Source organism: Neptuniibacter pectenicola (assembly GCF_001597735.1).
Lineage (GTDB): Bacteria > Pseudomonadota > Gammaproteobacteria > Pseudomonadales > Balneatricaceae > Neptuniibacter > Neptuniibacter pectenicola.
The window spans coordinates 221,747-242,534 of the sequence record NZ_LUTS01000005.1 but is presented as its reverse complement, the minus strand read 5'-3'; the positions used below and the strand labels follow the sequence as shown (position 1 = coordinate 242,534).

Sequence of the window (20,788 nt, the reverse complement as noted above, 5' to 3'; positions counted from 1 at the left end):
GTATGTCATTTGATCATGCCTTACAGCGCCACTTCGACACGTTCAATCAACTACAAACCATCAAAGTTGAAACTGAGCAGTTAGTTAATCAGATTGATCAGTGCCTGCAAAACGGCGGTAAGCTTATTTTTATGGGCAACGGTGGGAGTGCGGCAGATAGCCAGCATTTAGCGGCAGAGTTTGTTGTCCGTTATAAAGCGGAACGCAAACCTTTATCAGCCATCGCTCTGACGGTAGACACCTCAATACTCACCGCCCATAGCAATGATTACAGCTTCGACTCTGTCTTTACTCGACAAATCCAAGCCCTCGCTAAGCCCGAGGATTTAATCATCGGTATCTCAACATCAGGCAATAGCGCAAACATTATTGATGCTATTAAAGCGGCATCAGCGATCGGTTGTAAAACATGGGCTTGGACGGGTGCCCATGGTGGCGAACTAAATAAGATTGCAGACCACCTGATTCGCGTCCCTTCCGATGAGACCGCGCGCATTCAAGAAGCCCACATATTTATCGGTCACTGGTTATGCGAAGAGATGGATCGTCGCACATCAGAGCACGACTAATCTTTTAAACAATACCGTTCGGTCAGGGCGTATAACTTTTCTAATGCGCCCTGATTTTTCATCACAAACGCGTAACCCGCTTGCCCTTGTTCGAGCAATTGATCTGAATCGAGCAATAATCGTTTAACCTCAGCCTCCAGCCCAGCGCCATCCTGTACCACGGTTAACCCCTTCGCCTGCGCTAGCAGCTCACAGATAAGCTGAAAGTTAATGTAATGGGGCCCCATTATCACCGGCTTTTTCAATACCGCAGGCTCTAGCGGGTTGTGCCCACCACGTTCAATTAAACTTCCCCCCACAAAAGCGATATCAGACGCTGCAAGCAACTTCATCAACTCTCCCATAGTGTCGCCTAAATAAACCTGAGTACGGCTATCCGGTTGTTGCCCTAAACTCCGCCGCGCTACTTTTAAACCCGCTTGCTTAATTAATTCCGCGACCCGATCAAAACGTTCAGGGTGGCGTGGTACAAGCACTAATAAAAGGTCGGGATAATCCAGTAATAATTGCTGATAAACCGCGATCAATGCTGACTCTTCACCCTCATGGGTACTCACACCAATAAGGACTTTACGTGATGCCCCCCACATCTGGCGCAACGCGTAAGCTAAACGTTCACTTCCGTCGGGTGCTTTCACATCAAATTTAATGGAGCCCGTCACCGACATCGAACGGGAAGGCAGGCCTAAATCTAAGAAGCGCTGCCCATCAATCTCATTTTGTACCGCAACCATATCGATCTGCTCTAACATGGGTTGCGCCAATTTTTTGAAGCGTGCATAGCCCTTCGCCGAACGTTCAGATAATCGCGCATTGGCTACCAGCACCGGCACACCACGCTGCGCACAACAATTCACCAAGTTAGGCCAAAGCTCCGTTTCAACAATGACACATCCCCTCGGATTAAGCGTCTTAATAAAACGATTTAAAGCGCAAGGCAGGTCATAAGGGCAATAGTAATGAACCACCCGATCGCCAAAACTCGCCTTAACCCGCTCAGCACCGGTAGGCGTCATGGTTGTCATCACAATCGGTACCTGTGGATAACGCGCTTGAATCAGCGTAACAAGCGGTACAATCGCTAAAGTTTCACCCACTGAAACAGCGTGAATCCAAAGCGGTTGAGTGTTGAACTGTTGTTTAGGCTGACAGAAACCCAGCCGCTCTAACCAACGCTCTCTATAAGCGGGTACTTTCAGACCACGCCACCACAGTCGCGCTAAAATAAACGGTAGCGCGACATAAAAAAGAAGGGTGTAAAGCAATCGATTCATTACAGTTGTTCAGCCACAAATAAAGAACCATTATTATATCACGCTTACGCCGCGTCTATGTTTTAGGCATGCCTAGGGTCATTTAAATCTCGTTTCCCATGAACCTAGCCAGCGCCCCCTGCACTTGCCTATAATGGCCCCTACCAACTTTTGCCATGAAGTCTTTTATGAACACCCTCAAGTTTGACCTTATTATTATTGGCGGCGGCATCGCAGGCCTTTGGACATTGAACCGAGCGGTCAGCGCAGGCTTTAATGCAATTTTGCTTGAAAAAGACACCTTGGGCGGCGGTCAATCAGTGCGTTCGCAAGGCATTATTCACGGTGGCACAAAATACGCACTTAGCGGTGTACTAACCCAAGCATCAAATACAATCAAAGAGATGCCACAGCGCTGGCGTAACTGTTTAGATGGCACAGGTGAAATAAATTTACGTGAGGTTAACGTCCTATCTGAAGCCCATTATATGTGGTCGAAAGGCTCGCTAGGCTCACGCATGACAACGTTCTTTGCCACTAAAGCATTTAGAGGTCGCGTCGAAGAGGTCTCTGCCAATGAGCGCCCACGGGTGTTTCAAAACAAACAATTTAAAGGCTCTCTATATCGCCTCAATGAGCTAGTACTGGATGTTCCAAGCGTAATTAACAACCTACGCAAGCACGTAGAGAATAGAATTTATCAGGCCGACATTACCCACGCCCAAATTGAAAGCCATGACAACACGATCAACGCCATTCTATTCCCTACACACGCGTTACGTTTAGAAGCTGATAATGTAGTACTCACCTCAGGCGAAGGTTTTGACGTGTTGGCAAAAAAACTAGATATCCGCCAACCAGAAATGCAACGTCGCCCTTTACATATGGTGATGGTTAAACATCATTATGATCTACCTACCTATGCCCACTGTATTGGCACAGGCAGTAAACCGGTCGCTACAATCACAACCCACCCTTGCAGTGACGGCAAGCAGGTCTGGTATTTAGGGGGGAACGTTGCTGAAACCGGTATGGATCGTTCAGAACAGGAACAGATCGCCTTCGCGAAAGAGGAACTGGCGACGCTTCTACCTTGGATCGATCTATCTAAGGCTGAATGGTCGACGTTCCACATCAACCGTGCTGAACCTAAACAATCCGCTTTAGTGAGACCCGATGCCGCCTATGCGGAAAAAGTGGGTAACTGCATTGTGGCTTGGCCAACAAAACTGGCGTTATCCCCTGATTTGGCCGATCAGGTCTTACCCTTATGTGGTCAACCTGGCAGCCATGCCGATACAAACGATCTACAGTGCCTAAGCGTTCTAGCAAAACCCGAAACCGCCAAACCTATCTGGGAGACAGCCTTTTGTTAAAACGTCGATTAGCGAACACAGACTTAGAGATCTCTCCCTTAGGCTTAGGTACCGTAAAGCTGGGTAGGAACAAAGGGATCAAGTACCCAACTCACTTCGAATTGCCGAGCGACAAAGAGGCGGCACAGCTGATTGGGTTAGCGAAAGAACTGGGTATTAATCTGATCGATACTGCACCCGCATACGGCAATAGCGAAACGCGTTTGGGCACACTGCTAACGGGACAGCGGCAGGACTGGGTCATCTGCTCCAAAGTGGGTGAAGAGTTTGATAACCAAACGGGACAATCGAGCTACAAATTTACACCTGAGCATATTCAATTCAGCGTAGAACGCAGTTTAAAACGCCTCAATACCGATTATATCGATATGCTACTGGTTCACTCCGATGGGAATGATGTAGAGATTATTAAACGTTTCGGCCTACTACAGGTACTAAACGATTTAAAAGCCCAAGGAAAGATTCGCGCAACAGGCATGTCGACTAAAACCATCGAAGGAGGCCTCCTGGCACTACAACAATCAGATTGTGCCATGGTCACTTACAACTTAACCCATGCTGACGAAGAACCGGTCCTCGATTTTGCCGCTCAACACAACAAGGGCATTTTGTTGAAAAAGGCCCTCGCCTCGGGGCATATTTGCACCCACGCGGGAGAGGATCCCGTGCAAGCGAGTTTTAATTATATCTTTGCTCACCCAGGGGTCACATCGGCTATTATTGGCACCATCAACCCTGAGCATTTACGCAGCAATGTGGCCGCAGCAGAGAAAGCTATCCTTCAACAATAGCTTTCTCTTCTTATCTAGCCATCTGTATCTTGCTGAATTTTTTCTACGATAGCCGTGGTCGAGCAGTCATCAAGAAATGACAATACCTTAACTTCGCCGCCATAACTGCGGACAAACTCACCGCCCACAACCCCGTCAATACCGTAATCGCCCCCTTTGACCAATACATCAGGGCGAACCTGCTCCAACAAGCGTTCCGGCGTGTCCTCATCAAAGTACAGCACCCAATCAACAGCTTCCAAGCCAGACAATACCGCCATGCGACGTTCAACAGGGTTAATAGGACGGCCTGGGCCCTTAAGACGGCTGACCGACTCATCGCTATTAATCGCTAAGACAAGACGATCACCTTGCGCGCGCGCTTGTGCCAAATAACCTACATGCCCCGCATGAAGAATATCAAAGCAACCGTTCGTGAAGACAATGGATTCACCCGCTGCCCGAGCGTCCGCTAGCGCAATCAATAATTGCTCCTCAGTAACAACGCCTTTTTCAGCCCCCTGCTCCTTACTCACCTCACGGCGCAGCTCTGGTGCACTAATCGCCGCCGTGCCTAACTTACCCACAACAATACTTGCCGCAATATTGGACAACGCAACCGCATTAGGTAGATCTTCTCCAGCTGCTAAGGCTGCCGCTAAGGTGGATATAACCGTATCGCCGGCCCCTGTCACATCGAAGACTTCACGCGCCCGCGCTGGGAAATGTAACTCCTCTTTATTGGCGCGAATCAGGGTCATACCCTGTTCACTTCGGGTCACTAACAACGCATCCAGTTCTAACGTTTGAACTAAAGCTTGGCCCCGTGTCACCAGCTCATCTTCTGTTTTACACACCCCAACAATGGCTTCAAATTCAGATAAGTTCGGCGTTAACAACGTTGCCCCTCGGTAGCGGGTAAAATCACAACCTTTAGGATCAACCAGTACCGCGACATTTTGCGCTTTTGCTTCACGCACAAGTCGCTGACAATCCGATAAGGTGCCTTTGCCATAATCAGACAGTACCAGCACCCCCACATTTGCTAACAACGGCGTGGTCGCATTCACAACCTGCTCACCATAATCAGACGAAAACGGTTCTTCAAAATCCAACCGTATTAGCTGCTGATGACGGCTAATAACCCGCAACTTAGTAATGGTGGGTTCGCCATCGGTCTTGGAAAAGGCACAGTTAACACGCGCTGACTGCAACTGTTTTTCAAGCGCGATACCTGCTTCGTCATCACCCACCAGTCCAACCAATGAAACACCCGCACCCAGCGCGGTTACATTGAGAGCGACGTTCGCAGCCCCTCCGGGTCGGTCTTCATGCTGCTCAACTTTTACAATAGGTACCGGTGCTTCAGGAGAGATGCGTGAAGTGGGCCCCTGCCAATAACGATCCAGCATCAGGTCACCAACAACAAGCACCTGAGCCTTATCAAAACGAGGCATATGGATTTTCATTCAATGTCTCCAGTGTTTTCGCGGTTCACCCGTTTAGGGGTAGATGTTTCACTAAACTGCTTTTTATACAGCCCCGCATACGTGTGGTTCATAGCCAGTAACTCATCATGGGTGCCCTGTTCAATAATCTCACCTTGCTCCATGACAACAATTTGATCTGCAGATTCGATCGTTGATAAACGGTGGGCAATTACCAGCGTTGTTCTACCCTGCATGACATTTTCTAACGCGGCCTGAATATGCCTTTCCGATTCAGTATCTAGCGCTGAGGTCGCTTCATCTAAAATTAACACTGGGGCATTTTTAAGAATGGCACGCGCAATCGCTATACGTTGACGCTGCCCGCCTGACAGCTTCGTTCCCTTCTCGCCCACCTCAGTGTCTAAACCATCGCTCATCCGCGAGACAAACTCCATCACATGCGCCGCCTCAGCGGCTGCGATGATCTCAGCCTCAGTCACATCCTGCATCGCCCCGTAGGCAATATTCTCTTTAATGGTGCCATCAAATAACACAACGTTTTGCGTGACTAAAGCAATCTGATCGCGAAGCGAGCCTAAATCGTAATCCGCTAAGGGGTGACCATCAAGTAAGATCGTACCTGAGGTAGGCTCATAAAATCGAGGGAGTAGATTTGCTAACGTCGATTTACCACTGCCAGATTTACCCACAAACGCAACGGTTTGCCCCGGTTCGATGGCAAGATTCAGGTGCGTTAGCACAGGCTTATTCGGCAGATAAGAGAAGCATAGATCTTTAAGTTGTAACCGACCCTCCCCTCTCTCACTGATTAGCGAGCCGCTGTTTTTCTCTGTCTCTTCATCAATAAGCTCAAAAATACTCTGCGCCGCCGCAATGCCCCGCTGAATCGCACCATTCACTTCAGTCAGTGACCGAAGAGGCTTAGCAATTAAGCCCGCCGCGGTGATAAAAGCAATGAACTGCCCGGCACTCATGCCGGTGCTCATCAGAGGATGTAATGCGAGAAAGATCAATAACGCCAACGCGCTCGACACAATAAGCTGCACAATCGGTGTGCTCAGCGCTTCGGTTGTGGCCATTTTCAAACTCTGGCGTAAATTCTGGCCACTCGCCTCTTGAAAGCGATGGCGCTCTTTGTCTCCCCCACCAAACACGCGTACCACTTGTACACCTTGTACATTCTCCGATGCAACGTGGGTCACTTCCCCCATAGAGTCTTGAATACGGTGACCCAGACGGCGAAAACGTTTAGAGGCAACAGCAACCACTAAAGCAATAAATGGGGAGACAGCGGCAAACACTAAGGTCAACTGCCAATTGATATATAACAGATAGCCCAGCAAGCCGATAACGGTCATCCCTTCCCTGACACTAATCTTCAACGATTCAGTCGCAGCATTGGTGACCTGTTCAACGTTATATGAGATTTTAGACAGAATATGGCCTGAGGCGTTATTGTGATAATAATCCAAAGGAATCACTAACAACTTATCAAACATCACCACCCGTAATTGATGAACAATATTACGCGCCACATAGGCGGTGAAATAATTTCCCATAAAAGTGCCTAAACCACGCGCAAAGGCGATACCAATTAACGCAAGAGGGCCATAGATATACGCATCCTCTTTCTGCTCCCCTATCGCATCAACCAGATACTCCATTAAGGCAGCAAACCCAGTCTGGGTGGCGGCATAAATAATAAAACCAATAATACCTAATGAAAAAGGCAGCCAATATGGACGTACATAGGTAAGAAGACGAAGGTATATCTTCATCCCCGCCCCCTTAACTGGGACCTGATCTGTCATGTTTATCTATCTTAATTACAAATAATTAGTCGCTATTGTACCTTGCTAGTGACAGTTGCCCAACCTTCCATCTAGCTGCGCATAGCGGACAGAGGTATAATCCCCACCTGATTCTAGAGATATAATGACATCGTGAAGACACCCACCTCATTTTATGCACCTAAATACTGGCTGACATGGCTAGGCATTTTGCTATTACGCCTACTCGCTTTATTGCCGTTTACCTTAGGTTTGCATGTTGGGCGGCTTATTGGGATGACCCTTTACCGGCTGCTACCTAAGCGTCGCCATGTGACTGATGTGAATTGCAGACTATGCTTCCCAGAACTCACTCCGCAGGAACGCGAGCAGTTTGTTAAAGATGTATTTAAAAACAATGGCATAGGCATCATTGAAACCGCGTGGGCTTATTGGGGAAATAAGAAACGATTACAAGCACGTACCGAATACAGGGGATTTGAATTGCTTGATGAGGCCTTAGCCCTTGGCCGCGGCGTAATCCTCTTAGGCGCCCACTATTCTCAGATTGACCTAGGGGGCTTGCTATTCTCAGCCTATAAAACACCAGTAGCGACTACATATCGCGAACACAACAACCCAGTAATGGACGCTATTATTACCAAGGGACGCTCCACTTTTAGCATCCCTGTAGAGCGAAAAAAGATACGAGAGATCATCCGGAAATTAAAGCAAAATTTAATTGTCTGGTACGCGCCTGATCAAGATCTGGGACGTAAAAACTCGGTCTTTGTACCATTTTTCGGTCAAACCGCCGCAACCATCACCGCAACCACCAACATGGTTAGGTTTAACAACTCACCCATCCTTTCGTTACACCTAAGAAGAAAGGACGATGACTCCGGTTATATTCTCGAGATTGTATCTGTACCCGGCTTTCCAAGCGGTGATGAAATTGAAGATGCGCGCTTAATGAACTTAGCGGTAGAAGCCGGTGTAAGAAAAGCACCCACCCAATATATGTGGGTTCACAAACGTTTTAAAACCCAGCCCGACGGCGATCAAAAACTATACAACACGAAAGAACGTTAATTTCAGGAGACGCGTGTGAAAGTCAGTGGTTTTACTTTTCTAAAAAACGGCTCGACGCTGGGCTACCCTTTTGTGGAGAGTATCCGCTCAGCCCTGCCATTATGTGATGAGTTTATTATCGCATTAGGCCGCTGCGATGATGATACAGAAGCGCTCCTCAACCAGATTGACGACCCCAAAATTCGCATTATCCATACCACATGGAATGATAAGATGCAGGACCGGGGTTATGTTTACGGCCAGCAGAAGATGATTGCGCATTTCAACTGCACGGGGGACTGGGCTCTATATATTGAAGGCGATGAAGTCTTACACGAAAACGAGATTGAATCGATTCGCAACAATATGGAAAAATACCTAGACGATCCAGACACCGAAGCGTTCTACTTCGATTTCTATCATTTTTATGGACGTCCCGATCAAGTCGGTATATCTGGCTACCGTCGCGCCCCTCGCATTATTAGAAACTCAATACGCAGTTACGCGCCAGATGGACTGTTTTTTGTTGTTTTAGATAAAAACAAACGGGGCCGCTACCCAAAAGCGCGCCATGCGGGCGGTAACATTTATCATTATGGTCACGTGCGCAACGTGGCTAAAATGCAAGAAAAGATCAACCAAGTTTCGCAATACTGGAATGAAAAACCGACTCCGTTTCCAGGGTATGGTGATATAGATCCTGCCGTCATTCGTCCCTTTAAAGGGACACACCCCGCGATTGTCAGCGACTGGTTAAAAACAGATGCGGAATGGGAGTTTACCCCCAACCCAAACTACCGCTTAACTAAACGCGATAAAAAAGTCCGTCTTAAACTAAAAATTGAAGAGATGTTCGGTCTTGAAATCAGTAAAAAACACTATACCGATTTGGATAAATAGACCTTGAATATGCAAACATCTTCAATTCACATTGTGCGCCGCTATGGGCCTGTCGGCGGTATGGAACGCTATGTTTGGGAGCTGACCCATGCGCTCGCCAAGCAAGGGCAAAAGGTCAAAATCATATGCGAACGTGCTTATGACACGTGCGATGACAAGATCGACGTTATCGAACTAGGGGAGGTCAACCCAAAACCGCGTTGGCTTGCCATGATCAAATTTTCTAAGCGCGTATCTAAGCACCTTAAAGCTACCGATACCGATGGATGGGTTATACACAGCCACGAACGTTGCGCCGAACATCACGTCACTACCTTCCATGGCCCCTCGATTCTGACACGCAAAAAGAGAGCGCTCGATTTTTTATCGCCCCGTATTGCCACGTGGGAATATTTAGAACAGCGTGAACTGTTCGGCAACAATGTACGGACCATCCTACCCAACTCGTTGCTCGTTTCAGATCAACTGGCAAAACTATACCCTACAGCGGCACATAAGCTTGGCTTCCCCGCGTACCCTGGGGTATCTGAACAGTTTTCCACTATAACCCGCCGTTCGCAGGGCAACTCAATCGGCTTTATCGGTAAAGAGTGGCAGCGTAAAGGGTTAGACTTTGCGGTATCCGTCGTCAAGAAACTGGTCGACAAAGACCCTAGTATTGTCTTTATCGTAGCGGGACCTGAGCCAAAAGAGATAGAACACTTATTTACTGACTGGCACAGTCAAAACTATCAACTAATGGGTTGGCAACGCTCTGAAGATCTTTTCCCTACAATCGACCTACTGATTCACCCTGCTCGGGTTGAGCCGTTTGGTATGGTCGTCGCTGAAGCTAACGCAGCGGGACTTCCCGTTGTCATATCAGACCACTGTGGTATCGCAGAATTAATTCATCAACAACAAGGGGCTGTACTGCCGCTCAAGCAACAAGAGCGGTGGGGCAAAACGATAACAACGCTTATGGCCACCCCTACAGCAGAGCCATTGGGATTAACCTGGTCCCATTTAGGCGAAAAACATCAGCAACTATACCTACAAATAGAACAGGAAAAATAGCTCCCCATGTCGCTCTCTCATTCAGATCATTCGAAGAACCTACCTCAGCCTTTCCTCGTCAATGTAGGCGCATGGATTTTAATCGCGGGTGTATTCAGCATTCCTTTACTGGGCAATGCAGCACATAACATCTTGCTAGGCCTTCCAATTATCATCTTATGCTGTACACGAAATATTAAACAGTACCCCTCTTTATTAAAAGAAAACCGAACCGCTCTGCTTTCTACCGTGCTATATGCTTGGCTCGCCATCAGTATTTTATGGTCTAGCGCTGACACCAACTATAGTATAAAAATACTTTCAAAATACCGCGAATTCCTTCTAATTCCTCTATTTATGATCTATTTCACAAGTGACAAGTACAGGAAACATGCTTTTATTGCGCTGTATGCAGCACTACTTTTCTCTTTATTCTTTTCATACCTTATGCATTATGACGTAATACACTTTTGGGATAACCCAAATAGCATTAAAAATCGAATATTCCATGGAATTTCCATGTCTATTTTTGCTTATATAAATTTACAAGCAGCTGTGATCTCCAGAAAATACCGAGCGATGTTTATCGCCTTATTCCTTATTACCTTTCACAATCTATTTTTTATTGAGAATGGCCGTATCGGCTACCTATTAATCAGCACTCTCACCGCTCTGTTTTGCTGGCAACAATGGCGCTTAAAAGGTTTAGGTACAATGCTTATTGTCAGCAGCATTGGCGCAACTGTGCTTATATTTTTTGTAGATTTATCACATGTAAGAATCATTGATCATCTAGACGTGATAAATAGGGCGCGAGAATTGAACCTGACCGTGTTACAACAACTCGATATCCGCCTCGAGTTTTATATTGTATCGCTACATGCGTTCTTGGATAGCTGGCTACTAGGGCACGGGCTAGGCAGCTTCCCTGAAGCATATGCAGTTCAACATAGCGCTATTGAGACGTTCTGGCATAAAACCGTCAACTCACATAATGAGTTTTTACAGATTTCAGTCCAAACAGGGATTATCGGGCTCATATTGTTTATATCTTTCCTCTCAACCCTTCTTTTAAACCGTAAGCATTTAGCACCATTACAGCGCCAATGCCAAACTGCATTGTTTGTCACCTTTGTAATTTCGTGTATGTTTAATTCATCATTTATGGACCATGGCGATGGAACCCTGTTTATGATTCTAACCGCTCTCGTTATCGGCACGCCTTGGCAAGTAAAGGGTGAAACGTCTACGCTAGAAACTAACACTTAAACGACAGGTCGCTCTAAACAAGCGACCTTTCTCTTTGCACTACACAGGGCAGATAGCCGCAATGATCTCGATAATCATTATCACAAAAAACGAAGCCCATAATATCCAAAGCTGCCTCGACTCCGTTGCTTGGGCAGATGAGATCATTGTGGTGGATTCAGGTAGTGAGGATGGCACTCAAGATATCTGCCGCACAACAAACAATTGCCGGTTAATCGAGACAGACTGGCCAGGTTTTGGTGAGCAGAAAAACAGAGCCTTAGCACTAGCCACCCATGAGTGGGTCTTATCTATAGATGCCGATGAACGAATTGGAGACTCATTAAAAGCAGAGATTTTCTCGGCGATGGAGCAATCCCATTATGACGGCTTTGAAATCCCTCGCCGCTCTCAATACTGCGGACGCTTTATTGATCATTCCGGCTGGACACCCGATTATGTCCTGCGCTTATTCAAACGAGAAAAAGCTGTTTTTTCCAACGACAAAGTTCATGAGCGCATCATCTTAAATGGAAAAACGGGTCGACTATTAAACCCTATGCTCCACTATTCATACGAAAATTTAGAGCAGGTTTTACGTAAAGTGGACCAATACTCTACCTTAGGGGCAGAACAACTCTATGCGCGAGGCAAGCGGTGCGGACTGGGCACCGCGCTTTACAAATCCTTCTGGGCGTTTATACGAACCTACCTACTTCGTCGAGGCTTTCTTGATGGAAAACAGGGGGTAATGCTGGCGATCTCTAATGCGGAAGCGACCTATTACAAATATGCCAAGCTCGCACTCATGTCAGAGAAAGCCCAATAATGACGTTAAATTTAGTCTAATTATTGAACTTACCGCCCAATATAAGTGACTAATTGATCAATAACTTTCTTTGAGAATACTATTGATGAAAAAACTGCCTCTTATATTAACGATTGCGTTAGCGGTTGCTGCCTTTTTCTTTTTTGACTTAGGCCACTATCTAAATCTAGATTTTCTCAAAGCCAATCAAGCCAAATTTGATCAGCAATATACGGAAAGCCCTCTAGTCACGGCGGCTATCTTCTTCGGGCTTTATATACTCGTTACAGGCCTATCTCTTCCTGGTGCTGCGATAATGACACTGGCGGCAGGTGCTTTATTTGGCCTCACGACAGGGCTGCTCCTTGTCTCCTTTGCCAGCTCAATTGGCGCAACACTGGCCTTTCTATTCTCCCGTTTAATCTTACGCGACAGCATCCAAAGCCGCTTTTCTAGTCAACTATCGGCCATTAATAAAGGCATCGAAAAAGAGGGGGCATTTTATCTATTTACCCTGCGTCTAGTGCCCATCTTTCCATTTTTTGTCATCAACTTAGCGATGGGTGTAACCCCGATCAAGACCTGGACATTTTATTGGGTGAGCCAATTAGGTATGTTGGCGGGAACTATTGTCTTTGTGAATGCCGGCACTCAGCTAGGTCAGCTCGAAAGTCTATCCGGTGTCTTATCGCCTAGCATGCTGGCATCCTTCACCCTTCTTGGCGTTTTCCCGCTGGTTGCAAAGAAAATAATCGAGTTATTACAAAGCAGAAAAGTCTACGCGGGCATCAAAAAGCCCGCTAAATTCGACACTAATATTGTTGTCATTGGCGCGGGCTCAGCAGGCTTAGTAACGTCGTATATTGCAGCGGCGGTAAAAGCAAAAGTCAGCTTAGTCGAGAAAAACCTGATGGGAGGCGACTGTTTGAATACGGGTTGTGTACCGTCAAAAGCACTCATTCGTTCAGCGCGGTTTGTATCAGATAATAAACGCTGCAAGGAATACGGTATAGAAAAGAGCGAAGTCAGCTTCAACTTTGCTGATGTGATGAATCGCGTGCAAGACGTTATCAAAACGGTAGAACCCCACGATTCAATTGAGCGTTACACCGGACTCGGTGTTGATTGCATTCAAGGTGCGGCCACCATTTTAAATCCGTACGAAGTGGTCGTTAATGGTGAAATTATTACGACCCGTAATATTGTTATTGCAACGGGTGCACGCCCTCGTATGCCCGCCGTTAAAAATATAGAAGCGATGAACCCTCTAACGTCTGACAACCTTTGGAACATTCGTGAGCTGCCTAAACGATTATTAGTGATTGGGGGCGGTCCGATTGGCTGCGAACTCAGTCAGTGCTTTGCTCGCTTCGGTTCTGAGGTCAGCATCTTACTCCCCGATGATCGTATCATGTCGAGAGAAGATGAAGATGTATCCAGCTTAGTCACTGAACGGTTTCAAGCCGAAGGTGTACGTATCTTAGATAACAGAAAAATGCGTGAGTTTATTGAACGCGATGGAGAGAAGATCCTCATCAGCGAACACAATGGACAAGTCGAAGAGATTGCTTTTGATCAACTGCTTGTGGCGATCGGACGACAGGCAAACATTGAAGGTTTCGGCCTAGAAAATATAAATGTAGATATAAGAGAAAACGGCACCATCGATGTAAATGAGTACTTACAAACGCGTTACCCTAATATTTATGCATGTGGCGATGTGGCAGGCCCCTTCCAGTTTACCCACGCGGCAGCACATCAAGCGTGGTACGCAGCCGTAAATGCTCTCTTTGGGCGATTTAAAAAGTTCAAGGTCGATTACTCCATTATTCCTGCAGCAACGTTTACCGACCCCGAGGTCGCACGGGTTGGCTTAAATGAGCAGGAAGCGAAAGCACAAAACATCGCCTATGAAGTCACCCGCTTTGATTTAGCCGAACTCGATCGAGCGATTGCAGATAATGATGCCCACGGCATGGTTAAAATTCTAACCGTACCCGGCAAGGACAAAATATTAGGCGCGACGATTGTTGGTCCTCACTCAGGTGAGCTAATAACCGAATTTGTAACGGCCATGAAAAACGGCCTAGGGCTTAATAAAGTACTCGGCACTATCCATATTTACCCAACGCTCAGCGAGGCTAATAAATATGTGGCTGGCGAGTGGAAACGGGCCCATTCACCCGAGAAGGTATTACAGTGGTTAGAAAAATTTCATCGCTGGCAGCGCGCTGACAAGTAGCGCGTTTTAAGCAGCTTAAGTAACTCAGGAATTGCCTGCCTTATCCATAAGTATTGATAACGGCAGGTAAGATACCACCACCCTTTATCTCTGTATTTTCGCGCACTGGTTTGCAGGTATTGATCACAGCATTTTAACTTTATACCTTGCTGTCGCGCATACCACACAAACAGATGGTCTTCACCGTAAGCAACGTTTTCTGGGTAACCCCCTACCTGATCAAAAACAGCGCGAGTAACCGCAAACCCTTGGTCTCCAAACGGAATCCCCAATACCCTAGAACGAAGATTAGCGCCCCAGCCATTGATCGCCATCCCCTGAGCACCATCAGCTAAAAACTGCAATAAACAATAATGTAGCTTGCCCGGTTCGTTAGATAGATGGGTGAAGAGCTGTTCAACGAGCGCCGCAGAGAAACGGCTATCCACATGCAAAAACCAAATAAACTGTCCAACCGCAGCCTGAGCTCCATGATTCATCTGTACGGCGCGCCCTTGCCCTGATGCCAACCAACGGACCTGCAAAGGCTTTAACGCAGTCACCACAGCCTGTTTCTGTTCCGCACCAAAGCGCTGGTTACAGGTAATAAACAGAATTTCACTGGAGGGGGGAATGGACCGAAGGTCATCGATCAATCCTGAAGGCACAGCCGATTCTTCCGGCCCAATGGGAATAACAACAGAAAGCGATAGTGACGGTTCCATAACTAGGAACTTAAGAGCTCAAGCAAAGCAGACTGCTCTTTATTTAGCGCCTCTTTCGGCGTTAACACCGCCGACGCTAAACTGCATCGACAAGCGCAGTCCCCGTCCTCAGCATAATCGTCAATGAAAGCACTCACGACAGTCTTTGCTTTCTCTAAACTGGCGCCATAACGAGCAATCACTTGCTCAACAGACACATGCTGATCGGGATCATCCAACCAACAATCATAATCAGTCGCAATCGCAATAGTGCAGTAACACAGTTGCGCTTCACGGGCTAAAAACACCTCGGGCACATTCGTCATGCCGACAAGATCACAACCCGCCGCACCGCGTAAAAAGAAGCTTTCAGCTCTTGTGCCTAAACGAGGCCCATCCACACAGCCATAGGTTTTACCCGTATGCAGCCTAATACCTACCCGCTCTCCCGCAGCAGCGAGACCCATAGACAAACGCTGGCAGGTCGGTTCGGCAGTTGATACATGGGCGGCTAACCCCTTGCCAAAAAAAGTTTTCTCACGGTGACCTTTTACAAAATCGAAGTACTGATCGGGCAATGATAGATCTCCCGGCGCAATCTCTTTTTTCAAGCTGCCAACCGCAGACAACCCGATAACTTGGGTAACACCCAGTGACTTTAAGGCCCAAATATTAGCGCGGTAATTTACTTCAGACGGAAGTAACTCATGCTGACGCCCATGTCGAGGTAAAAAGAAAAGTGTTCTGACACCTATTTTACCTTCGACAATTGGAGTGGAGGGTTTACCAAAAGGGGTCTCTACATCATGTTCTCCGGTCACTTCTAACCCGTCCAACTGATAGATACCTGTACCACCAATAATACCTAACACTTATGTCCCCTTATTCAAATAGATCATTGTTAACCTGACACACCGCTACGCCTCACTACAGGATGAGCCATAAGCAAAACAACTATAGCAACGATGGTGTTTCATACTAATTCGCTCACTAAGGCTTTCCGTTAAACTGGAACCTTGATCATACTCTTCATCATCATCCACTAGAGTACAGGCATACACTTTCATCTGACCCTGCTTCTTCACCACCATCTTACTAAAAGCACACATAAAGTCCTTGCGGCTTTTTTCAGTCTGATATGTCGTCATGCAATGTGTTGTCACTTGAGGCACATGGGGCAAGCTGCCCGGCGTGGCGAAATCAGGAAACGCCACGATGTGTAGATCCCCCGGCAAACCATGCGCCACAAAAAGCTCACGGTAAGCGGCTTCCATCTCTGCCCTTTCCTCATCTTTATCCATATGACGCGCAACGGATACAGAAAAGCCTAAATCATATAATGCTTTAAGACCTTGTAAGGCTTTTGAAAATGTTCCTTCACCCCGCCCGGCATCATGTTGCTGAGCGGTGGGATAATCAATACTGATACGAAAGCTGACAGGGTGTTTAGACGCTAACAAGGTGCGTACTTCATCCATTCGTTGCTGGAGCGCATCTGTACCATTCGTCAGCACTAAACAGGGTTTAAACGTGGCCGCATAGGCTAAAATTTGCACCAACTGTTTCGCAAGAAAAGGCTCCCCCCCCGTAAACGAAAACTGCTCTACATCTAAGGTTAGAGACTCATCAATCAGCGGTTTTACATCAGCAAATTTTACTAACTCTAATCGGGTATCCCCGGGGCCTGAACCTTCTAAACAGAAAGAACATTGTAGGTTACAAGCGGTGCCCGTATGGAACCAAAGCTCCTTAAGCGCATGGGGCTCAATATAACCGCGTGGTTTGCCGTCGGGGGTAACAAACCAGTTATCCGTGTGAATACGTTGCATGTTTAATCGCCTAGCTGTGGTTAACTGGTTACTTTAATTGTGCTGTTATATACAACAGATTTAACAAGCGTAAACAACGCCTGTCGTGCAGGCCGTAGATCATGTTCTAAGTCTACGATGAGCTTATGCAGATCTTTCTCATGATCAATATCATAACTTGGCTGGGTGTAAGCGATAGAGCGACCGGCCTGAACACATTTATAGTGAAGCGATTCGCCTAAACGGTCAGTACTCCAAGGAATATCCACTATATTTGGCCAATGTATACGGCTCCCCATCAGGGTGACACCGCCATCTTCCGCCGCACTCAAGGTAACATCACTGTGTGTTAACCCATCTAGCGCTTGAGAAAAAACAGCCTCGTTGAGCATCGGCGCATCAGTACCAATAATCATAATCGTCTGGTGACCCTTATCACGTAACTGCTGGTCGACCGACATGATTCTATGCCCTAGATTCCCTTGTGGTTGGGCTACCACCTCCGCATGACATAATAAATTACGCGCCCACTCTTCTTCTGTTGAATCTGCAGGCGATAGTACAACGGGACCGGGCCACTTTGCTGCATCTTCCAAAGCACAGGCCAACAGGGCCGATGCAATCTCAAACGCTACATCCTTACCAAGGGTTGCGGCTAAACGCTGTTTCCCCTGACCTAATTTTGGCTGTTTACAAAAGACAAGTAAGGTTGCCGTATCATGTGGAGATGTATGCTTCACTTAGTATTTCCACTCAAAATAGTTGATCAATAGACCGGGGTATAAACATATAGTTCCTATTGAAACAAAGAAATACACAATTCACATCCCTCAATAATAAGGCTTCAGCTCATCCAAACCCTATGTTACAAATAGGGTTTAAAGAACAACGTTTTGTTCCCAACCTCTTTAAGACCCTATGGGCTATTATGAACACTGTTATCGAGTTACTTAATTCTCACCGTTCTATCCGGAAATTTACCAACCAACCAATAGAGCAATCATTAATCCATAGGTTAGTCCAAGCAGGACAAGCTGCAGCCACATCCAGTTTCATCCAAGCGTGCACCGTTATTCAGATTAATGATGAAACTAAAAGGGCACAGCTTGCAGAATGGGCAGGCAACCAAACTTACGTTAATGAAGCCCCCACATTTCTGGTGTTCTGTGCGGATATGAATCGACATAAACTCAGCTGCGATATGAACCAAGCAGAGATGCTATCGGGTTTCACAGAACAGTTTATTACCGCAACCGTTGATTGTGCCCTCTTCGCACAAAATGTTGCGATCGCGGCTGAATCAGAAGGACTCGGAATCGTATACATTGGTGGGATCCGAAACAAAATCGATTTAGTCTCTGACGCCTTAGATCTACCCGAGCTGGTTTATCCTGTTTTTGGTATGTGCTTAGGTTACCCAGACCAAGACCCTGAAGTAAAACCTCGTTTGCCATTAGAAGTGGTATTAAAGCAAGACAGTTACACGGCAACGGAAGACGAACAGCACATCCGCGACTATGACCGTCAAGTCAAAGAGTATTACATTAGCCGAACTAACGGTCAGAAAGAGATGACATGGAGCGAACAAATCTCTGGCATGTTACAAAAAGAAGCCCGACCACATATGCTATCGTTTCTTAAAAAACGTGGTTTTTTACAGAAATAGACCTAAACAGCGATATAATTATTAAAATACGTACATAGCTAAGGAACCGAGAATGACAGACAGTACTGATACAGACGAACCTATGGATCTTCTATTAGCCCGTCAGCCTGTATTTAATAAAAGTCAGGACGTTGTTGCGTATTTGTTACTGTATCGTAATGACGACAATGCTCTAACGATTAATGATCATCTCGCCACCTCTTCAGTGATCCTTAATACCTATGCGAGCATCTGCCAACACGGTCAAGTTCGTTCACTGCCCTGTTACCTAAAATTAACAGATACAACGTTAATGGCAGAAAACTTTCCGGAATTACCCAAAGAAAATTTCATTCTCGAGATCTTAGGTCATTCAGACATAACCCCCGCTCTAATTGAGCGCGTTAAAGAGCTAGGTGAACAAGGTTATCGACTCGCACTATCCGAATATAAACCGGAACCAAAGTTTGAGCCCTTACTTAACCTCGTTCATATTCTAAAACTGGATCTACAATCCATTGGTTTAGATACATTACCGGCGATGGTTAAGCACCTTCGCCCGTATAATTTAGAGCTGTTGGCAGATAAAGTTGAAACAAAAGAAGAGTTTCGTAAATGCTACGAACTCGGCTTTGCTCTGTTTCAAGGCTACTTTTTAAGTAAACCTGAACCCGTTAAAGGCAAAAAGCTCGGCAGCAGTAAAGTTTTACTATTACAGATGATGGTCGAGCTACAAAACCCTCAAGCCACCGCTCAATCAGTTGAACAGATCGTTATTAATGATCCACTGCTAACGTACCGAATCTTGCGCGTAGTTAACTCCGCAGCATTCAATTTACCAAGAGAGATAGAATCACTATCACACGCGATTAGCTTATTAGGATTTGATCAAATTCGTAAATGGGTCAGCCTCTTCTTAGTCACCGACACCCAAGAAAAACCGGAAGAACTGACTCGGTCGATGCTGGTTAGAGGGCGTATGTGTGAGTTACTCGCCGAAATGCTGGGTCGAGAGCAACCGATCAATAACTTTATTGCGGGACTATTCTCCAAACTTGATGCACTACTGGATATGGAAATGCCAGACCTGCTGACACAAGTATCACTGCAGAACGACGTTAAAGCCGCACTACTCAATCATGAAGGCCAATTGGGGCAAATATTAGAACAAGTTTGCCAATACGAAAGTGGTGAATTTGATGATATGACGTTCCTGCTTGATAAAGCATTTTATGAAACGGCGTATAGGCACAGCCTTAACTGGTCTCAACAAGTGATGGCCTCACTCAGTGATAAATAAACACACGATCACAGACTGATGCCGCTCTTAGAAAATAGTGAACTCGTCCTTTTCTTAATTCTATCCTCTGCAGTGACCTCCTTTATCACTGCAGCTATGGGCATAGGCGGGGGCGTTTTACTCTTAGCGATACTCGCCTCTGTTCTCCCCCCAGCCGCGCTAATACCGGTACACGGCCTCGTTCAACTAGGTTCAAATGGCAACAGGGCTTGGATGACCAAACAGCATACCGACTGGACCATGGTGAAGTACTTCTCTATTGGCGCCCTACTGGGTGCCCTTTGTGCTTCATTTATTGTGATTCAGCTTCCGCTTGTTCTGATTCAACTCTGTGTCGCACTCTTTATCCTATATCTCATCTGGGGTCCAAAACCCAAACAGCAGCAAACCAGTAACAAAGGCCATCTATTAGCAGGGCTCGGCACAACACTTATCTCAATGTTTGTTGGCGCAACCGGCCCTATGGTGGCAGGCTTTGTTCACCGCCAAAGCTACGACAAATTCACTACAACCAGCACCTTTGCAACCTGCATGAGCTTGCAACATCTCCTAAAGATCGTTGTATTTACATTTGTTGGCTTTGCCTTTTGGGCGTGGCTACCTTTAGCCCTATTGATGATTTTAGGTGGCATTTTTGGCACCTGGCTCGGTTTGAAAATGCTGCATAAAATACCCGCAAAACAGTTCGCCACGCTTTTCAAAATTGTCATCACACTGCTTGCAGCACGCTTACTCTGGCAAGTAGCGGAGACATTACTGGTTAATCCGGTTTAAACCCACTAGCACTGACAACTACAGCCATATCGTCACAGCCAATAAAAAAGGCCAATGAAAATCATTAGCCTTTTTTGTATGCCCGC

The 20,788-nt window shown here is 46.4% G+C and carries 19 protein-coding genes; 12 read left to right on the top strand and 7 right to left on the bottom strand.

Going from position 1 to position 20,788, the window contains the following annotated elements; genetic code table 11:
* Nucleotides 1–2: 2 nt before the first annotated feature.
* Complete coding sequence (locus A3773_RS08915; RefSeq protein ID WP_067985155.1) at nucleotides 3–569, top strand: D-sedoheptulose-7-phosphate isomerase; 567 nt, start codon at nucleotides 3–5, stop codon at nucleotides 567–569.
* On the opposite strand, the gene waaA is transcribed toward A3773_RS08915, so the two are convergent.
* Nucleotides 566–1,843, bottom strand: a complete 1,278-nt coding sequence (gene waaA / locus A3773_RS08910; protein ID WP_067985153.1) for a lipid IV(A) 3-deoxy-D-manno-octulosonic acid transferase — start codon at nucleotides 1,841–1,843, stop codon at nucleotides 566–568. The genes A3773_RS08915 and waaA overlap by 4 nt on opposite strands.
* A gap of 167 nt (nucleotides 1,844–2,010) precedes the next feature.
* Between waaA and A3773_RS08905 the strand changes: the two genes are divergently transcribed.
* The gene (locus A3773_RS08905; RefSeq protein WP_067985152.1) at nucleotides 2,011–3,198 is read left to right on the top strand and encodes an FAD-dependent oxidoreductase; all 1,188 of its coding nucleotides are present in this window, start codon (nucleotides 2,011–2,013) and stop codon (nucleotides 3,196–3,198) included.
* Nucleotides 3,192–3,989 carry an aldo/keto reductase gene (locus tag A3773_RS08900; protein ID WP_231902175.1) on the top strand — a complete coding sequence of 266 codons (798 nt, stop codon included), beginning with the start codon at nucleotides 3,192–3,194 and terminating at the stop codon, nucleotides 3,987–3,989. Before A3773_RS08905 ends, A3773_RS08900 begins: the two co-directional genes overlap by 7 nt.
* Nucleotides 3,990–4,003: 14 nt before the next feature.
* Here the strand turns inward: A3773_RS08900 and hldE are convergent, their stop codons facing one another.
* Both hldE and msbA read right to left on the bottom strand, forming a co-directional pair.
* On the bottom strand, nucleotides 4,004–5,437 hold the full coding sequence (gene hldE, locus A3773_RS08895; RefSeq protein ID WP_067985150.1) for a bifunctional D-glycero-beta-D-manno-heptose-7-phosphate kinase/D-glycero-beta-D-manno-heptose 1-phosphate adenylyltransferase HldE: 1,434 nt from the start codon (nucleotides 5,435–5,437) through the stop codon (nucleotides 4,004–4,006).
* A complete protein-coding gene (msbA, locus tag A3773_RS08890; protein ID WP_231902174.1) occupies nucleotides 5,434–7,230 on the bottom strand; it encodes a lipid A export permease/ATP-binding protein MsbA in 1,797 nt (598 codons plus the stop codon). The genes hldE and msbA overlap by 4 nt, the downstream gene beginning before the upstream one ends.
* Before the next feature lie 132 nt (nucleotides 7,231–7,362).
* Between msbA and A3773_RS08885 the strand changes: the two genes are divergently transcribed.
* The 6 genes from A3773_RS08885 to lpdA all read left to right on the top strand — a co-directional run bounded on the left by A3773_RS08885 (nucleotide 7,363) and on the right by lpdA (nucleotide 14,492).
* Nucleotides 7,363–8,280 carry a lysophospholipid acyltransferase family protein gene (locus tag A3773_RS08885; RefSeq protein ID WP_067985146.1) on the top strand — a complete coding sequence of 306 codons (918 nt, stop codon included), beginning with the start codon at nucleotides 7,363–7,365 and terminating at the stop codon, nucleotides 8,278–8,280.
* A 15-nt stretch (nucleotides 8,281–8,295) separates the two neighbouring features.
* The gene (locus tag A3773_RS08880) at nucleotides 8,296–9,159 is read left to right on the top strand and encodes a glycosyltransferase family protein (RefSeq protein ID WP_067985145.1); all 864 of its coding nucleotides are present in this window, start codon (nucleotides 8,296–8,298) and stop codon (nucleotides 9,157–9,159) included.
* Nucleotides 9,160–9,168: 9 nt separating this feature from the next.
* Nucleotides 9,169–10,215 carry a glycosyltransferase family 4 protein gene (locus A3773_RS08875; RefSeq protein ID WP_067985140.1) on the top strand — a complete coding sequence of 349 codons (1,047 nt, stop codon included), beginning with the start codon at nucleotides 9,169–9,171 and terminating at the stop codon, nucleotides 10,213–10,215.
* Between the two features lie 6 nt (nucleotides 10,216–10,221).
* Complete coding sequence (locus A3773_RS08870) at nucleotides 10,222–11,463, top strand: O-antigen ligase family protein (RefSeq protein ID WP_067985138.1); 1,242 nt, start codon at nucleotides 10,222–10,224, stop codon at nucleotides 11,461–11,463.
* A 61-nt stretch (nucleotides 11,464–11,524) separates the two neighbouring features.
* A complete protein-coding gene (locus A3773_RS08865; protein ID WP_067985136.1) occupies nucleotides 11,525–12,271 on the top strand; it encodes a glycosyltransferase family 2 protein in 747 nt (248 codons plus the stop codon).
* Between the two features lie 85 nt (nucleotides 12,272–12,356).
* Complete coding sequence (lpdA, locus tag A3773_RS08860; protein ID WP_197462751.1) at nucleotides 12,357–14,492, top strand: dihydrolipoyl dehydrogenase; 2,136 nt, start codon at nucleotides 12,357–12,359, stop codon at nucleotides 14,490–14,492.
* On the opposite strand, the gene A3773_RS08855 is transcribed toward lpdA, so the two are convergent.
* Genes A3773_RS08855 through A3773_RS08840 form a run of 4 tightly spaced genes read right to left on the bottom strand, consistent with a single transcriptional unit; the run spans nucleotide 14,465 to nucleotide 17,723 of the window.
* On the bottom strand, nucleotides 14,465–15,196 hold the full coding sequence (locus A3773_RS08855) for a glycosyltransferase (RefSeq protein ID WP_067985131.1): 732 nt from the start codon (nucleotides 15,194–15,196) through the stop codon (nucleotides 14,465–14,467). The two genes, lpdA and A3773_RS08855, sit on opposite strands and share 28 nt — an antisense overlap.
* Nucleotides 15,197–15,198: 2 nt before the next feature.
* Nucleotides 15,199–16,047 carry an S-methyl-5'-thioadenosine phosphorylase gene (gene mtnP / locus A3773_RS08850; protein ID WP_067985129.1) on the bottom strand — a complete coding sequence of 283 codons (849 nt, stop codon included), beginning with the start codon at nucleotides 16,045–16,047 and terminating at the stop codon, nucleotides 15,199–15,201.
* Between the two features lie 45 nt (nucleotides 16,048–16,092).
* On the bottom strand, nucleotides 16,093–17,004 hold the full coding sequence (locus tag A3773_RS08845) for a radical SAM protein (RefSeq protein WP_067985127.1): 912 nt from the start codon (nucleotides 17,002–17,004) through the stop codon (nucleotides 16,093–16,095).
* A 20-nt stretch (nucleotides 17,005–17,024) separates the two neighbouring features.
* Nucleotides 17,025–17,723: a TIGR04282 family arsenosugar biosynthesis glycosyltransferase gene (locus A3773_RS08840; RefSeq protein WP_067985125.1), complete on the bottom strand. Its 699-nt coding sequence runs from the start codon at nucleotides 17,721–17,723 to the stop codon at nucleotides 17,025–17,027.
* 188 nt (nucleotides 17,724–17,911) lie between these two features.
* Here A3773_RS08840 and nfsA point away from each other — a divergent pair, with 188 nt between their 5' ends.
* From nfsA to A3773_RS08825, 3 genes are read left to right on the top strand one after another with little or no spacing between them, the layout of a single operon-like run.
* Nucleotides 17,912–18,649 carry an oxygen-insensitive NADPH nitroreductase gene (gene nfsA / locus A3773_RS08835; protein ID WP_067985253.1) on the top strand — a complete coding sequence of 246 codons (738 nt, stop codon included), beginning with the start codon at nucleotides 17,912–17,914 and terminating at the stop codon, nucleotides 18,647–18,649.
* A gap of 52 nt (nucleotides 18,650–18,701) precedes the next feature.
* A complete protein-coding gene (locus A3773_RS08830; RefSeq protein WP_067985123.1) occupies nucleotides 18,702–19,928 on the top strand; it encodes an EAL and HDOD domain-containing protein in 1,227 nt (408 codons plus the stop codon).
* A gap of 18 nt (nucleotides 19,929–19,946) precedes the next feature.
* The gene (locus A3773_RS08825) at nucleotides 19,947–20,702 is read left to right on the top strand and encodes a sulfite exporter TauE/SafE family protein (protein WP_067985121.1); all 756 of its coding nucleotides are present in this window, start codon (nucleotides 19,947–19,949) and stop codon (nucleotides 20,700–20,702) included.
* Nucleotides 20,703–20,788: the final 86 nt, after the last annotated feature.

Excerpts from the sequence above, each read along its gene's own strand:
- nfsA (WP_067985253.1), top strand. The coding sequence starts at position 17,912 with ATGAACACTGTTATCGAGTTACTTAATTCTCACCGTTCTATCCGGAAA.
- A3773_RS08915 (WP_067985155.1), top strand. The coding sequence starts at position 3 with ATGTCATTTGATCATGCCTTACAGCGCCACTTCGACACGTTCAATCAA.
- A3773_RS08830 (WP_067985123.1), top strand. The coding sequence starts at position 18,702 with ATGACAGACAGTACTGATACAGACGAACCTATGGATCTTCTATTAGCC.
- A3773_RS08870 (WP_067985138.1), top strand. The coding sequence starts at position 10,222 with ATGTCGCTCTCTCATTCAGATCATTCGAAGAACCTACCTCAGCCTTTC.
- A3773_RS08875 (WP_067985140.1), top strand. The coding sequence starts at position 9,169 with ATGCAAACATCTTCAATTCACATTGTGCGCCGCTATGGGCCTGTCGGC.
- A3773_RS08865 (WP_067985136.1), top strand. The coding sequence starts at position 11,525 with ATGATCTCGATAATCATTATCACAAAAAACGAAGCCCATAATATCCAA.
- A3773_RS08855 (WP_067985131.1), bottom strand. The coding sequence starts at position 15,196 with ATGGAACCGTCACTATCGCTTTCTGTTGTTATTCCCATTGGGCCGGAA.
- hldE (WP_067985150.1), bottom strand. The coding sequence starts at position 5,437 with ATGAAAATCCATATGCCTCGTTTTGATAAGGCTCAGGTGCTTGTTGTT.
- lpdA (WP_197462751.1), top strand. The coding sequence starts at position 12,357 with ATGAAAAAACTGCCTCTTATATTAACGATTGCGTTAGCGGTTGCTGCC.
- A3773_RS08905 (WP_067985152.1), top strand. The coding sequence starts at position 2,011 with ATGAACACCCTCAAGTTTGACCTTATTATTATTGGCGGCGGCATCGCA.
- waaA (WP_067985153.1), bottom strand. The coding sequence starts at position 1,843 with ATGAATCGATTGCTTTACACCCTTCTTTTTTATGTCGCGCTACCGTTT.
- msbA (WP_231902174.1), bottom strand. The coding sequence starts at position 7,230 with ATGACAGATCAGGTCCCAGTTAAGGGGGCGGGGATGAAGATATACCTT.
- A3773_RS08825 (WP_067985121.1), top strand. The coding sequence starts at position 19,947 with ATGCCGCTCTTAGAAAATAGTGAACTCGTCCTTTTCTTAATTCTATCC.
- A3773_RS08845 (WP_067985127.1), bottom strand. The coding sequence starts at position 17,004 with ATGCAACGTATTCACACGGATAACTGGTTTGTTACCCCCGACGGCAAA.